Origin of the sequence: Neisseria sp. SLRRB23 (genome assembly GCF_050896295.1) — a bacterium.
Taxonomy (GTDB): Bacteria; Pseudomonadota; Gammaproteobacteria; order Burkholderiales; family Neisseriaceae; genus Neisseria.
The window spans coordinates 1-15,053 of the sequence record NZ_JBPBFH010000043.1; the positions used below are offsets into that span (position 1 = coordinate 1).

14 protein-coding genes and 1 pseudogene are annotated in these 15,053 nt (G+C 53.2%); 11 read left to right on the top strand and 4 right to left on the bottom strand.

The genetic code is table 11. The annotated features are described in order from the left end of the window. The 6 genes and pseudogenes from ACRPFF_RS10005 to carB form a co-directional block, all read left to right on the top strand. A pseudogene (locus ACRPFF_RS10005) lies at nucleotides 1-127 on the top strand (DNA polymerase); the annotation flags it as partial. A gap of 514 nt (nucleotides 128-641) precedes the next feature. Next, nucleotides 642-1,772 carry a glutamine-hydrolyzing carbamoyl-phosphate synthase small subunit gene (gene carA / locus ACRPFF_RS10010; RefSeq protein ID WP_432674563.1) on the top strand — a complete coding sequence of 377 codons (1,131 nt, stop codon included), beginning with the start codon at nucleotides 642-644 and terminating at the stop codon, nucleotides 1,770-1,772. A 138-nt stretch (nucleotides 1,773-1,910) separates the two neighbouring features. Beyond that, entirely contained in the window at nucleotides 1,911-2,168 is a 258-nt protein-coding gene (locus ACRPFF_RS10015) for a SemiSWEET family transporter (RefSeq protein ID WP_016687622.1), read from the top strand. Nucleotides 2,169-2,613: 445 nt separating this feature from the next. After that, nucleotides 2,614-3,003 (top strand): endonuclease domain-containing protein, encoded by a 390-nt coding sequence (locus ACRPFF_RS10020; protein ID WP_308032069.1) that lies wholly within the window; start codon nucleotides 2,614-2,616, stop codon nucleotides 3,001-3,003. A 751-nt stretch (nucleotides 3,004-3,754) separates the two neighbouring features. Next, entirely contained in the window at nucleotides 3,755-4,222 is a 468-nt protein-coding gene (locus ACRPFF_RS10025) for a hypothetical protein (RefSeq protein ID WP_411712194.1), read from the top strand. A gap of 19 nt (nucleotides 4,223-4,241) precedes the next feature. After that, entirely contained in the window at nucleotides 4,242-7,457 is a 3,216-nt protein-coding gene (gene carB / locus ACRPFF_RS10030; RefSeq protein WP_432674564.1) for a carbamoyl-phosphate synthase large subunit, read from the top strand. A 241-nt stretch (nucleotides 7,458-7,698) separates the two neighbouring features. Here carB and queA read toward each other — a convergent pair whose 3' ends face one another. Further along, entirely contained in the window at nucleotides 7,699-8,739 is a 1,041-nt protein-coding gene (gene queA, locus ACRPFF_RS10035) for a tRNA preQ1(34) S-adenosylmethionine ribosyltransferase-isomerase QueA (RefSeq protein ID WP_432674565.1), read from the bottom strand. 115 nt (nucleotides 8,740-8,854) lie between these two features. On the opposite strand from queA, the gene ACRPFF_RS10040 reads away from it, so the two are divergent. The 5 genes from ACRPFF_RS10040 (at nucleotide 8,855) to orn (ending at nucleotide 12,611) form a co-directional block, all read left to right on the top strand. Beyond that, entirely contained in the window at nucleotides 8,855-9,109 is a 255-nt protein-coding gene (locus ACRPFF_RS10040) for an acetyl-CoA carboxylase (RefSeq protein ID WP_411712276.1), read from the top strand. Beyond that, nucleotides 9,091-9,549, top strand: coding sequence for an acetyl-CoA carboxylase biotin carboxyl carrier protein (gene accB, locus ACRPFF_RS10045; protein WP_107860134.1), 459 nt, complete (start codon nucleotides 9,091-9,093; stop codon nucleotides 9,547-9,549). Before ACRPFF_RS10040 ends, accB begins: the two co-directional genes overlap by 19 nt. Before the next feature lie 114 nt (nucleotides 9,550-9,663). Next, the gene (gene accC / locus ACRPFF_RS10050; RefSeq protein WP_003676864.1) at nucleotides 9,664-11,025 is read left to right on the top strand and encodes an acetyl-CoA carboxylase biotin carboxylase subunit; all 1,362 of its coding nucleotides are present in this window, start codon (nucleotides 9,664-9,666) and stop codon (nucleotides 11,023-11,025) included. Between the two features lie 117 nt (nucleotides 11,026-11,142). Then, nucleotides 11,143-12,030: a 50S ribosomal protein L11 methyltransferase gene (gene prmA / locus ACRPFF_RS10055; RefSeq protein WP_432674570.1), complete on the top strand. Its 888-nt coding sequence runs from the start codon at nucleotides 11,143-11,145 to the stop codon at nucleotides 12,028-12,030. A gap of 17 nt (nucleotides 12,031-12,047) precedes the next feature. Beyond that, nucleotides 12,048-12,611, top strand: coding sequence for an oligoribonuclease (orn, locus tag ACRPFF_RS10060; protein WP_118792868.1), 564 nt, complete (start codon nucleotides 12,048-12,050; stop codon nucleotides 12,609-12,611). A gap of 250 nt (nucleotides 12,612-12,861) precedes the next feature. Here the strand turns inward: orn and hemL are convergent, their stop codons facing one another. From hemL to ACRPFF_RS10075, 3 genes are all read right to left on the bottom strand, one after another. After that, nucleotides 12,862-14,145 carry a glutamate-1-semialdehyde 2,1-aminomutase gene (gene hemL / locus ACRPFF_RS10065; RefSeq protein WP_432674567.1) on the bottom strand — a complete coding sequence of 428 codons (1,284 nt, stop codon included), beginning with the start codon at nucleotides 14,143-14,145 and terminating at the stop codon, nucleotides 12,862-12,864. A gap of 63 nt (nucleotides 14,146-14,208) precedes the next feature. Beyond that, nucleotides 14,209-14,622: a glucosamine-fructose-6-phosphate aminotransferase gene (locus ACRPFF_RS10070; RefSeq protein WP_416302099.1), complete on the bottom strand. Its 414-nt coding sequence runs from the start codon at nucleotides 14,620-14,622 to the stop codon at nucleotides 14,209-14,211. A gap of 93 nt (nucleotides 14,623-14,715) precedes the next feature. Next, nucleotides 14,716-15,053: hypothetical protein (locus ACRPFF_RS10075; RefSeq protein ID WP_432674569.1), on the bottom strand; the 338-nt coding region annotated here is incomplete at its 5' end.

Below are 15,053 nucleotides of genomic sequence, written 5' to 3' on the forward strand. Positions count from 1 at the left end.
TGAAACCCTATCCGGCCGCCGCCTCTACCTGCCCGACATCCGCAACAAAAACGCCAACGCCCGCGCCGGAGCCGAACGCGCCGCCAGCAACGCCCCCATGNAGGGCACCGCCTCCGACCTCATCAAAGCGGAATCGGTGGGCTGAAGCCCACCCTACAGCCCGCTTTGCACCCACTGAAAGAAATATGCCGTCATTCCCGCGCAGGCGGGAATCTAGGATGCGGAATCTCAAGAAACCGTTATACCCGATAAGTTTCTGTGCCGACAGGTCTGGATTCCCGCCTGCGCGGGAATGACGATTCGGGTATTCCTGACGGTTCGGGTATTCCCATAGTTTCGCTGGGCGGACGTGGGAAAATGCGTAACGGGCATTGTGGGCGCGGAGCGGGCGGTTTTACGCCACGGATTTCCGTTTTCGCGCGAACATATCAGCCCGCCTGCCGCGTTTACGCTTGAAATCGGGTATGTTTCGTCTTAAAATATGCTGCTTTCAGGGTATAGGCACTTGCCCGAAAAGCACGTTACGCGTCTATCTTGCGCGGCGTGTTTTTTTTTGACCGGATTTTTCCGACCGGATGCCCCCTGCCGAAGTCCCTTCAGACGGCATTGTCAAGAATTTTATTAAAAACAGGATTCCCATCATGAGCACCCCCGCCCTCCTCGTCCTCGCTGACGGCAGCGTATTTCACGGCACATCAATTGGTTACGAAGGTTCGACTTCCGGCGAAGTCGTGTTCAATACTTCGATGACCGGCTATCAGGAAATCCTGACCGACCCTTCCTACTGCAAACAAATCGTTACCCTCACCTACCCCCACATCGGCAATACCGGCACCAACGCTGAAGATGAAGAAAGCCGCAGCGTTTATGCCGCCGGCCTGATTATCCGCGACCTGCCGCTCTTGCACAGCAACTTCCGCGCCTCCGAAAGCCTGCACGACTATCTGGTACGCAACAAAACCGTCGCCATCGCCGACATCGACACCCGCCGCCTGACCACGCTGTTGCGCGAAAAAGGCGCGCAAGGCGGCGCGATTCTGACAGGTGCGGATGCCACAATCGAAAAAGCGCAAGAACTCATCGCCGCATTCGGCAGCATGGTCGGCAAAGACTTGGCAAAAGAAGTTTCCTGCACAGAAACTTACGAATGGACCGAAGGCGAATGGGAATTGGGCAAAGGTTTCGTTACCCCTTCCGAACAGCCTTACCACGTCGTTGCCTACGATTTCGGCGTGAAAACCAACATCCTGCGTATGCTCGCCTCGCGCGGCTGCCGCCTGACCGTCGTTCCGGCGCAAACCGGAGCGGAAGACGTGTTGGTACTCAATCCTGACGGCGTATTCCTGTCCAACGGTCCCGGCGACCCCGAGCCTTGCACCTACGCCATCAAAGCCGTACAAAAACTGATGGAAAGCGGCAAACCGATTTTCGGCATTTGCTTGGGACACCAGCTGATCAGCCTCGCTATCGGCGCAAAAACCCTGAAAATGCGCTTCAGCCATCACGGTGCCAACCACCCGGTACAAGATTTGGACAGCGGCAAAGTCGTCATTACCAGCCAAAACCACGGCTTCGCCGTCGATGCCGACACCCTGCCCGCCAACGCACGCATTACCCACAAATCCTTGTTCGACAACACCTTGCAAGGTATCGAACTGACCGACAAACCTGTATTCTGCTTCCAAGGCCACCCCGAAGCCAGCCCCGGCCCGCAAGACGTTGGCTATCTATTCGATAAATTCATTGACAATATCAAAGCAGCAAAACAATAAAGCTGATTTTTTCAGACGGCCACACTCAACTCAACAATAGGCCGTCTGAAAACCAAACCTCAAAAAATATAAATTCAGACACCCTCTCAACATCTATACTGTCTGAAAACTCAGCCCTCAAATCAGAAAGGAAAAACCATGACAGAAAAGCAAATGCGCATCCTATCCGTCGTCGCCACCCTGACCGCCGTCGGCATGTACGTTTCCTATATCCCACAAATCCAAAACAACCTTGCCGGCAACCCCGGCTCGCCGCTGCAACCCCTCGTCGCCGCCATCAACTGCACATTATGGGTTGCCTACGGCTTTTTGAAAGAAAAACGCGACTACCCCGTCATGCTGGCAAACGCCCCCGGCATTATTTTGGGCTTGATTACATTTATTACTAGTTTTTAAGGAAGTTTTCAGACGGCTTGTGCGAAATAAAAAACAGCCTGCACAACCTATTTTCCTTGCAGAACCCTTCATCCCAACAGCCGCCCCGTCCTCTCTCCCGTGGGAGAGAGTTAGAGAGAGGGCAACAAGCCGCAAGGCTTGTATTGGGGTAGTTAAAGTATTTGGGAAGTTTGCCGAAATTCGGGGAATGCCCTCTTCCCAACCCTCCCTCACGGGGGAGGGGGCAGGTTGCGGCAGATTTTGCGGTTGCAGGCGGCTTGAAAGGCAACTTGGATTTACCGTTGACTTCAGATTGTCTGAAAAATAAAAAAGCAACCTGAACAAGCTGTTTTCCTTACAGAACCCTTAATCCCAACAGCCGCCCCGTCCTCTCTCCCCGTGGGAGAGAGTTAGAGAGAGGGCAACAAGCCGTAAGGTTTGCACAAACAGCAACCCGACAACAAAAATGAGTACGCCCGAAAAACTATTGACCGCCGACAACCCTGCCCTGCATCAACGCGCCAAAGCCATGCGCCAAGAAATGAGCGAGGCGGAAGCAAAATTGTGGCAGCACCTGCGGGCAGGCCGTCTGAACGGCTATAAATTCCGCCGCCAGCAGCCGATAGGAAATTATATTGTTGATTTTATGTGCGTAACGCCCAAGCTGATTATCGAAGCAGACGGCGGGCAGCACACAGAACAAGCCGCATACGACCACGCGCGGACGGCATATCTCAACAGCCTGGGCTTTACCGTGCTGCGTTTTTGGAATCACGAGATTTTGCAGCAGACAAACGATGTGCTCGCGGAAATCCTGCGCGTGTTACAGGAATTAGAAAAGCAGCCTGCACGGTAGCAGATGCTGATTTTGATTGGATTTTTAAAATAATAGGATATAGGTTGCCTGAATTGGGCGTTTAAAAGGCCGTCTGAAAAGCAAAAAAAGCAGACTGCACACTCGTTTTCCTTGCGGAATCCTTAACCCCAACAGCCACCCCGTCCTCTCTCCCCGTGGGAAAGCGTTAGAGAGAGGGCAACAAGCCGCAAAGCTTGTATTGGGACGGTTAGGGTGTTGGGGAAGGTTGCCGAAATTCGGAGAATGCCCTCTCCCCATCCCTCCCCCACGGGGGAGGGGGCAGGTTTCGGCAGATTTTGCGGTTGCAGGTGGTTTGAGAAAGAATGCCCGAAACATCGACAGCGGGAATTTTTCAGGCAGTATTTATCGCCAGATAGATGGAACAAACGCCGCGAGATTTTTTTCAGATGACCTTTGAACCCGTTGGTAGGATGTGTGCCGCAAGGCACGCACGCGGTGGGTTGGGGTTGCAGGGAAAATGGAGAACGCGTGCGTGCGTTCCTCATAATACCCTACATTGGGCTAGGGCTTGCCGAGCACGGCAGCCGGGCGGCTTGATTTGAGTTTTGGTATTTTTGCCCGACGGGGTGAAAAATACAGTGGCTATGGTGTCGAGTCAATTTCAGACGACATCAAGGTAGGTTGGGTTGGCAAACCCAACATTTTTAGACGATTAAGCGGGTTGTGTTGGGTTTTCAGCCTAACCTATGCTTACATACTGTGTTTGATATAAAAATAAGGAATAAATAATATGAATATTACCATCGCTATTAATGAGCTTAATTCAATTTGGAATAATCTCGGTAAGAAAATTATAACTTTACCTACTTCTCAAAAATTATGGCATTCTGGAATAATTGATTTTAATTCAAATTCTTTAAATCAATCAGTTGTAACTTGGTTTACACCCGATAGTGAGCAACAAGACTATTATAATCCATGGGCAAAAGATGCAGAAAAAGATGGATATGGGGTTGCATATAAAAATGAATTATCTACTCAAGAAACGTTAAACCTTGCTCAATTTGGCAAAGTACATTTCCATGAAATAACCGCTAATTATCTTGATTATTCCCATTCAAACTTAAATAAAGCTTTATTTGAATTCTGCGTCCAAAATAATATAGACGGAATTATCCGAGGGGAAACAGGAAATGAAGTCGCATTGCGCAGTGATAAAGTAAAAACATTAAAGTTAATCCAACAAATTAAATTGTAATAAACAGAGAGACCCACCCATGCCCAAACGTACCGACCTAAAATCCATCCTTATCATCGGCGCCGGCCCTATCGTTATCGGTCAGGCTTGCGAATTTGACTATTCGGGCGCACAGGCCTGCAAGGCTTTGCGTGAAGAAGGCTATAAAGTCATTCTGGTGAATTCCAACCCCGCCACGATTATGACCGACCCTGAAATGGCGGATGTTACCTACATCGAGCCGATTATGTGGCAGACGGTGGAAAAGATTATCGCCAAGGAGCGGCCTGATGCGATTCTGCCCACGATGGGCGGTCAGACCGCGCTGAACTGTGCGCTGGATTTGGCGCGCAACGGTGTACTGGCGAAATACAACGTCGAGCTGATCGGTGCGACCGAAGATGCTATCGATAAAGCAGAAGACCGCGGCCGCTTTAAGGAAGCGATGGAAAAAATCGGTTTGTCCTGCCCGAAATCTTTTGTCTGCCACACCATGAACGAGGCTTTGGCAGCGCAAGAACAGGTCGGCTTCCCTACCCTGATTCGTCCTTCTTTCACGATGGGCGGTTCGGGCGGCGGCATTGCCTACAATAAAGACGAGTTTCTGGCGATTTGCGAACGCGGTTTCGATGCGTCGCCCACGCATGAGCTGTTGATTGAGCAGTCAGTGCTCGGCTGGAAAGAGTACGAGATGGAGGTGGTGCGCGACAAGAACGACAACTGCATCATTATCTGCTCGATTGAAAACTTCGACCCGATGGGCGTGCATACGGGCGACTCGATTACGGTTGCGCCTGCGCAAACGCTGACGGACAAGGAATACCAAATCATGCGTAATGCTTCGCTGGCGGTATTGCGCGAAATCGGCGTGGACACGGGCGGCTCGAACGTTCAGTTTGCGGTAAACCCTGAAAACGGCGAGATGATTGTGATTGAGATGAACCCGCGCGTGAGCCGTTCGTCCGCGCTAGCTTCCAAAGCGACGGGCTTCCCGATTGCGAAGGTGGCGGCGAAGCTGGCGGTCGGCTTTACGCTGGACGAGTTGCGCAACGACATCACCGGCGGCCGCACGCCTGCGTCGTTCGAGCCTTCCATCGACTATGTGGTAACCAAAATCCCGCGTTTCGCGTTTGAAAAATTCCCTGCCGCAGACGACCGCCTGACCACGCAGATGAAATCCGTGGGCGAAGTGATGGCGATGGGCCGTACCATTCAAGAAAGCTTCCCAAAAGCCCTGCGCGGCTTGGAAACCGGCTTGTGCGGCTTCAATCCGAGAAGCTCCGACAAAGCGGAAATCCGCCGCGAACTGGCAAACCCCGGCCCTGAACGTATGCTGTTTGTAGCCGATGCGTTCCGCGCAGGCTTCACACTGGAAGAAATCCACGAAATCTGCGCCATCGACCCTTGGTTCTTGGCGCAAATCGAAGACTTGATGAAGGAAGAAAAAGCGGTTTCAGACGGCATTTTAAGTGATTTGGATTTCGCCGCCCTACGCCGTCTGAAACGCAAAGGCTTCTCTGACAAACGTTTGGCACAATTGTTGAACGTAAGCGAAAAAGAAGTGCGCGAACACCGCTACGCGCTGAACCTGCATCCGGTTTACAAACGCGTCGATACCTGCGCCGCCGAGTTCGCCACCGAAACCGCCTACCTCTACTCCACTTACGAAGAAGAATGCGAGGCGCGTCCTTCCGACCGTAAAAAAGTGATGATTCTCGGCGGCGGCCCGAACCGCATCGGTCAGGGCATCGAGTTTGACTACTGCTGCGTTCATGCCGCGCTTGCCCTGCGCGAATCGGGTTTTGAAACGATTATGGTTAACTGCAACCCCGAAACCGTGTCCACCGACTTCGACACCAGCGATCGCCTGTATTTCGAGCCGCTGACGCTGGAAGACGTGTTGGAAATCGTCCGCACCGAAAACCCGTGGGGCGTGATTGTGCATTACGGCGGTCAAACCCCGCTGAAACTCGCCAACGCGCTGGTTGAAAACGGCGTGAACATCATCGGCACGTCCGCCGACAGCATCGATGCCGCCGAAGACCGCGAACGCTTCCAAAAAGTGTTGAACGACTTAGGCCTGCGCCAGCCGCCCAACCGCATCGCCCACAACGAAGAAGAAGCGCTCTTCAAAGCCAAAGAAATCGGTTATCCGTTGGTTGTCCGTCCTTCTTACGTACTCGGCGGCCGCGCCATGCAGATTGTTCACTCTGCCGAAGAGCTGCAAAAATACATGCGCGAAGCCGTGCAGGTTTCCGAAGACAGCCCCGTGCTGCTCGATTTCTTCCTGAACAACGCGATTGAAGTCGATGTGGACTGCGTTTCAGACGGCAAAGACGTGGTTATCGGCGGCATCATGCAGCACGTTGAACAGGCAGGCATCCACTCCGGCGACTCCGGCTGCTCGCTGCCGCCCTACTCGCTCAGCGAAGAAATCCAAGACGAAATCCGCCGCCAAACCAAAGCCATGGCATACGCGCTGGGCGTGGTCGGTCTGATGAACGTACAGTTTGCCGTGCAGGACGGCGTGGTGTTCGTGTTGGAAGTGAACCCGCGCGCCAGCCGCACCGTGCCATTTGTTTCCAAAGCCACCGGCGTGCCGCTCGCCAAAGTCGGCGCACGTTGTATGGCAGGCATTTCCCTGAAAGAACAAGGCGTGGAAAAAGAAGTCGTCCCCGATTTCTATGCCGTTAAAGAAGCCGTGTTCCCCTTCATCAAATTCCCGGGCGTGGACACCATTCTCGGTCCTGAAATGCGCTCCACCGGCGAAGTGATGGGCGTGGGCGCAAGCTTCGGCGAAGCCTACTACAAAGCCCAACTCGGCGCGGGCGAACGCCTCAACCCGACCGGCAAAATCTTCCTCTCCGTGCGCGAAGAAGACAAAGAACGCGTTATCAAAACCGCAAAGAACTTCCAAGCCTTAGGCTACGGCATCTGTGCCACACGCGGCACAGCGCAATACCTGACCGAACAGGGACTGATTGTACAAACCATCAATAAAGTCCCCGAAGGCCGCCCGCACATCGGCGACGCGCTGAAAAACGGTGAAATCGCACTGGTCGTGAATACCGTTTCCAGCGATCCGCAATCCGTGTCCGACAGCCACATCATCCGCCAAAGCGCATTGCAGCAACGTGTGCCGCAATACACCACCACCGCCGGCGGCGAAGCGATGAGCGAAGGTGCGAAAAGCCGCGACCATCTGGGCGTGTACAGCGTCCAAGAGCTGCACGGTCGTTTGAAAAACCGCAGCTGATACCTGAATCAGCTTGAAAAATGCCGTCTGAAACCTTTACGGTGTCAGACGGCATTTTGTTGCACATAGCCTTCACTTTCTTTTTATAGTGGATTAACAAAAACCGGTACGGCGTTGTCTCGCCTTACCGTACTATTTGTACTGTCTGCGGCTTCGTCGCCTTGTCCTGATTTTTGTTAATCCACTATACCGCCCGAACCACGGTTCAGACGGCATCTATCTTGCAACGGACAGCGGCGATTTAAAGTCCGCCCCCTTCGTTCCGCCCCAAAACCATCGCATCGCCGTAGCTGAAGAAACGGTATTCGCGTTCGACCGCATGACGATACACGGCGCGGATATGACCCATACCCGAAAACGCGCTGACCAACATCAGCAGCGTCGATTTCGGCAAATGAAAATTGGTAACCAGCCTGTCGACAACATTAAAACGGTAGCCCGGCGTGATGAAAATATCGGTGTCGCCCTGCCCGTCTTTCAAGTATCCCGTCGCGCGCGCGGCAGACTCGAGGGCGCGCATGGAAGTCGTGCCGACCGCCCAGACCTTGTTCCCCCGGGCTTTTGCCGCCTCAACGGCGGCGACGGTTTCAGACGGCACTTCAAACCATTCGCTGTGCATTTTGTGTTCTTCGATTTTTTCCACACGCACGGGTTGGAATGTCCCCGCACCGACGTGCAGGGTTACTTCTGCGGTTACCGCGCCTTTGTCTTTCAGACGGCGCAAAAGTTCTTCCGTAAAATGCAGGCCCGCCGTCGGCGCGGCGACCGCACCCTGATATTTGGCATAAACGGTTTGATAACGGCTGTCGTCATCCGCATCGGCGGCNCGTTCGATATAAGGCGGCAGGGGCAGATGTCCGTTCTGTTCCAAAAGTTCGTAAACGGTTTGACCGCCTTCAAAACGCAGGCAGAACAGTTCGCCCTCACGCCCGACCATCACGGCGCGGATGCCGCCTTCAAACACCAACCCCATACCGGGCTTGGGTGACTTGGACGAACGGATATGCGCCAGTGCGGTATGACTGTCTAAAACACGCTCAATCAAAGCCTCGATTCTGCCCCCGCTGTCTTTCTGCCCAAACAACCGCGCCTTCATAACCTTCGTGTTATTGAATACCAAAACGTCGCCTGCCTCGACATAATCGGGCAAATCGCCGAATACCCGGTCTTGCAGCGGCATATCGGGCAGCGCGACCAAAAGGCGGCTGCTGCCGCGCACGTCGGGCGGATGCTGGGCAATCAGCTGTTCGGGCAGGGTAAAATCAAAATCTGAAATATCCATTGTGACACTCTCGTTCGGGCAAGCCGCCATTATACGCACTTATCTTTTTCAGACGGCATCTTTGTCCGAAAAACCAATAAATTAGAATAAACACTCTCGACAAAGCATACCTCGCATACGAAACCGACCCCCTGCATATTTCCGCCAAAAACTGCTGTTTTTTAATATTTTACTGGACATTTGCCGACAACTTCGGGAAAATAAACACATTATTACGGTTGTTTTCCGCCGTTGGAAAAACTTTTCCAAACCCTATTCCGCCCGGTTTGCGCCGTTGCCGCAAGCCGGCTGTTTTCTGAAAAACCAACGCAACAGCCCGCCGAAAAACCGGCAGCCGTTAAAGGAACAAAAATGGATTTGCGCAAATTAAAAAAACTGATCGATCTGGTTGAAGAATCCGGTATTGCTGAAATCGAAGTTACCGAAGGCGAAGAAAAAGTCCGCATTACCCGAACCATCGCAGCAGCACCGGTTTATGCCGCACCCGCACCTGCCGCAGCCATGGCTGCCGCACCTGCACCGGCACCCGCCGCAACAACCCCCGCGCCTGCCGCAGCACCTGCAGCCCGAGATTTGTCCAATGCGCAAAAATCACCTATGGTCGGTACGTTCTACCGCGCACCCGGCCCGAATGCTTCCGCATTTGTCGAAGTCGGACAACAAGTTAAAGCAGGCGACACCTTGTGCATCATCGAAGCGATGAAACTGATGAACGAAATTGAAGCCGAAAAATCCGGTACGGTCAAAGAAATCCTGGTCGAAAACGGTACCCCCGTCGAATTCGGCGAACCGCTCTTCATTATCGAATAATCCTGTTTTCAGACGGCATAGATTCCCGATGCCGTCTGAAATGCTTTCTCCTTCCAGCATTTTTGCACCCGCCTCTTTTATGTCGGGTCGCCTAAAACCACAGGAAAAGTCATCATGTTGAAAAAAGTTTTAATCGCCAACCGCGGCGAAATCGCATTGCGGGTGCTGCGGGCCTGCCGTGAAATGGGCATTGCCACCGTTGCCGTCCACTCCGAAGCCGACAAAGACAGTCTCCACGTCAAACTTGCCGATGAATCCGTGTGTATCGGTCCCGCCTCCTCGGCACAAAGCTATCTGAATATCCCCGCCATTATCGCCGCCGCCGAGGTTACCGATGCAGATGCCATCCACCCCGGCTACGGCTTCCTTGCCGAAAACGCCAATTTCGCCGAACAGGTCGAACAATCAGGCTTTATCTTCATCGGCCCTAAAGCAGATACCATCCGCCTGATGGGCGACAAAGTATCCGCCAAACACGCCATGATCGAAGCGGGCGTGCCTTGTGTTCCCGGTTCTGACGGCGCGCTGCCCGACGACGGCGAAGAAATCCTCAAAATCGCCGATAAAGTCGGTTACCCTGTCATTATCAAAGCCTCCGGCGGCGGCGGCGGCCGCGGTATGCGCGTCGTCGAGAAAAAAGAAGACCTCCTCCAGTCTGTCGAAATGACCAAAGCCGAAGCAGGCGCGGCATTCGGCAACCCGATGGTTTACATGGAACGCTATTTGCAACGTCCGCGCCACGTCGAAATCCAAGTGATTGCCGATGAACACGGCAACGCCATCTACCTTGCCGAGCGCGACTGCTCCATGCAGCGCCGCCACCAAAAAGTCATCGAGGAAGCACCGGCTCCGTTCATCACTGAAAAAGAACGCGCCAAAATCGGCAAAGCCTGTGCCGACGCCTGCAAACGCATCGGCTATCGCGGCGCAGGTACGTTTGAATTCCTGTACGAAGACGGCGAGTTCTTCTTTATCGAGATGAACACCCGCGTTCAGGTTGAGCATCCGGTTACCGAACTCATCACCGGCGTAGACATCGTACAAGAGCAATTGCGCATTGCGGCCGGCCTGCCGTTGCAATACAAACAAAAGGATATTCAAGTCGAAGGCCACGCGTTTGAGTGCCGTATCAACGCCGAAGATCCGTACAACTTCATCCCAAGCCCGGGTCTGATTGAAAGCTGCCATCTGCCCGGCGGCTTCGGTATCCGCGTCGACAGCCACATCTACCAAGGCTACCGTATCCCGCCATACTACGACAGCCTGATCGGCAAAGTCTGCGTCGTCGGTAAAGACCGCGACCAAGCCATGGCCAAAATGCGCGTAGCCCTTGCCGAGCTGGCGATTACCGGTATCAAAACCAATACGCCGCTGCACCGCGACTTGTTCAACGACCCAGGTTTCCAAAAAGGCGGCGTCAGCATCCACTATTTGGAACACTGGCTGGAAGATCGCAAAGCCAAACAGGACAAATAAGCCGTCCCCGATATGCCGTCTGAAACAGTTTGTCCGTTTTCAGACGGCATTTCCGTTACACACCCATCCCCTTATACAGTACGACCCTATTCCGAAGGTCTGTTAAGAAAGCCCTCTATGCCTTACCAACAAATCACCATCAACGTCAACGATGCCGTCGCCGAACGCCTCGCCGACACCCTGATGGAACACGGCGCACTCTCCGCCGCCATCGAAGATGCCTATGCAGGTACCGAAAACGAACAAGCCATCTTTGGCGAACCCGGTATGCCGACCGAACAAATCTGGCAGCAGAGCAAAGTCATCGCCTTGTTCGGCGAACACGACGAAGCCGCCGCCATCATCCAAACCGCCGCACAAGAATGCGGATTAAAAGACTTGGTATACACCGGTGAAACCCTCGAAGACCAAGACTGGGTACGCCTGACCCAAGCGCAATTCGACCCCATCCAAATTTCCGAACGCCTGTGGATTACCCCCTCTTGGCACGAAGCCCCCGAAGGCACTGCCGTCAACCTACGCCTCGATCCCGGCCTCGCCTTCGGAACCGGCAGCCACCCGACCACGCGCCTCTGCCTCAAATGGTTGGATACACAACTCAAAAACGGCGAAAGCGTCCTCGACTACGGCTGCGGTTCAGGTATCCTGACCATCGCCGCCCTCAAACTCGGCGCAGGTTCTGCCGTCGGCGTCGATATTGACGAACAGGCCATCCGTGCCAGCAAGGACAACGCCGAACAGAACAACGTCGATGCACAATTCTTCCTGCCCGACGGCCTGCCTCAAGGGCAATTCGACGTAGTTGTTGCCAACATCCTCGCCAACCCTTTACGTATGCTCGGCGAAATGCTTGCCGCCCGCACCAAACAAGGCGGCCGCATCGTGTTATCCGGTTTGTTGGACGAACAAATCGAAGAACTCAGCGGCATTTACAGCCAATGGTTCGATCTCGATCCTGCGGAAACCGAAGAAGGATGGGCACGATTGAGCGGGACAAAACGCTGACAAGCAAAGGAAACATCATGCAGGACAAAAACAACCTCTGCTGGCTCGATATGGAAATGACGGGGCTGAATCCCGAAACCGACCGCATTATCGAAGTCGCGATGATTATTACCGACTCGGATTTGAATGTATTGGCGCAATCCGAAGTTTACGCCATCCACCAAAGTGACGAGCTGCTCGACAATATGGACGAGTGGAACACCGCCACACACGGCAGGACGGGGCTGACACAGCGCGTACGCGAATCGTCGCATACCGAAGCCGAAGTCGAACAGAAACTGCTGGACTTTATGTCGGAATGGGTACCCGAACGCGCCACACCGATGTGCGGCAACTCCATCCACCAAGACCGGCGTTTTATGGTCAAATATATGCCGAAACTGGAAAACTACTTCCACTACCGCAACCTTGACGTTTCTACGCTCAAAGAGCTTGCCAAACGCTGGAATCCGCCCGTTGCCAAAAGCGTCGTCAAACGCGGTTCGCACAAGGCATTGGACGACATTTTGGAGAGCATCGAAGAAATGCGCCACTACCGCGAACACTTTCTGATTTCCGCCCCGAAAGCCGAAGCGCAATAAGAAACAAACAATGCCGTCTGAAACGCTGTTTGCATTTCAGACGGCATTTTGACAGCAGATTGAAATCAAAAATAGACACGCCCGTCATTCCCGCGCAGGCGGGAATCCGGAAGGGCGGGCTTGCCTTTATTTTCAATCATTACAGAAACTGAAAGGTCGGGATTCCCGCCTGCGCGGGAATGACGGCGGCGTGCATTCTTACTTCAATCTGCCAAACAAATCGAACAGAGAAACCCTGTCCGTCAAAACATCATGCAGCCATCGCCTTGAACACTTCAACCGCAACCGCAACCGTTTCGTCAATCAGCTCGGGCGTATGCGCGGCAGAAACGAAACCTGCTTCATAAGCGGACGGGCCGAAGGCAATGCTGCGGTCGAGCATACCGTGGAAAAACTGTTTGAAGCCTTCAATATTGGAACGCGCCATATCGGCATAGTTTCGCGGCGCGTATCCGGCGAAATACAGACCGAACATACCGCCCACGCTGTCGGCGGCAAACTCGATACCGTACGCTTTGGCGGCGGCGGCAATACCGTTGGCAAGGCGTTGTGTCAAGGCGGTCAGGTTTTCATAGAAGCCTTCGCGCTGAATGATTTCCAGCGTTTTCAAACCGGCGGCAACCGCAATCGGATTGCCGGACAATGTACCTGCCTGATACACGCTGCCCAACGGGGAAATACATTCCATAATGTCTTTGCGTCCGCCGAACGCGGCAAGCGGCATACCGCCGCCGATGACTTTGCCCATCGTGGTCAGGTCGGGCGTGATGCCGTGCAGCGATTGTGCGCCGCCGAGCGCGACGCGGAAACCGGTCATCACTTCGTCGTAAATCAACACTGCGCCGTGTTTTTCAGTCAATTCGCGCAGGGCTTTGACGAAGGCTTCGGTCGGGCGGACAAGGTTCATATTTCCGACGAAAGGCTCCAAAATCACACAGGCAATGTCATTGCCGCTTTGAGCAAAGGCTTCTTCCAGTTGGGCGATATTGTTGTATTCGAGTACCAAAGTATGTTTGGTAAAGTCGGCAGGCACACCGGCGGAAGAAGGATTGCCGAAGGTGAGCAGACCGCTGCCTGCTTTCACCAACAGGCTGTCGGAATGGCCGTGGTAGCAGCCTTCAAATTTGATGATTTTGTCGCGGCCGGTAAAACCGCGTGCCAGACGGATGGCGGTCATGGTCGCTTCGGTACCGGAGCTGACGAGGCGCAGCCGTTCGACGGACGGCATGATTTTGGCGATTTCTTCGGCGATGACGATTTCGCCTTCGGTAGGCGCGCCGAACGACAAACCGCCTAACGCGGCTTCGCGCACGGCTTCGATGACTTCGGGGTGCGCGTGTCCGACAATCGCAGGGCCCCAAGAGCCGACATAGTCGGTGTAGCGCGTGCCGTTTTCGTCCCAAACATACGCGCCTTCGGCTTTTTTGATAAAGCGCGGCACGCCGCCGACACTGCCGAATGCGCGGACGGGGGAATTCACGCCGCCGGGGATGATGGCTTTGGCGCGGTCGAATAAAATTTCGTTACGGTTCATATTTATCCTCAAATGCCGTCTGAACGGCAGGTTTCGGGCTTGGAAGCAGAAAACCCCATTTTATCATTTTTCAGGTTTCGCCAAGGATTTGCCCGCTTCTTTGCGGATGACGTCAACCGTATCCCGGATGACGGAACGCTCGTCTTTTTCCACTTTATGTGTAAAGCGGTAGTCCCGGACAACTCCCTCCCCGTCGTAATCCACACACCACTCCCAATGCCGGCGTTCTGATTTCATATAAATGAAATTGGTCGGCAAAAAATTATAAATAGGCAGGCTGACTTCATGATAGGCATAACAGCCGAAAGGGTTGCGCTTCCCGAAACGTGCCTCTACCTCCGCCCGGGTCGTTTTGCCTTTAACAACCGTTTGTGCGATTCCCTCTTCCGTCTGATCACGCAGGAACTGATGTTCCCTGTCGCCGAAATTACTGGTACACGCACACAGCAGCAATGCCGCCCACACAGCCGGTTTCATACACACCTCCCATTAAAGCCAAACATTTGTTATAAGTTTTACCGTCTGCACCCGTATTAGGTATAGCCGTTTTTCTGTAAAACATCGGCGTAATCATTTTGCAAACAAATGTCCATACTGCTTATCTTTGCGAACATCGTATCTGCCATCATAGTAAGTACATTGTCCAGAAATATGTTGCCCAATGTCACTATCTTGAACTTGGCTTGTTGATTGATAGTTAAATTTACTTCCTATTGCCGATAACACAACTTTATAGTTATTTGATCGACAATTATGAACTGATTTCACCCAGCGTGGATTAAGTCTCGTGCAATTAAAATCCGCACAATGACCAAAACATCCTGTTAGCATCATGGTGGAAACAAAAAGTAATGCTATATTAAAATGGTTTTTCTTCATATTTTTCTCCATTTGGTTTGTTTGGGTTG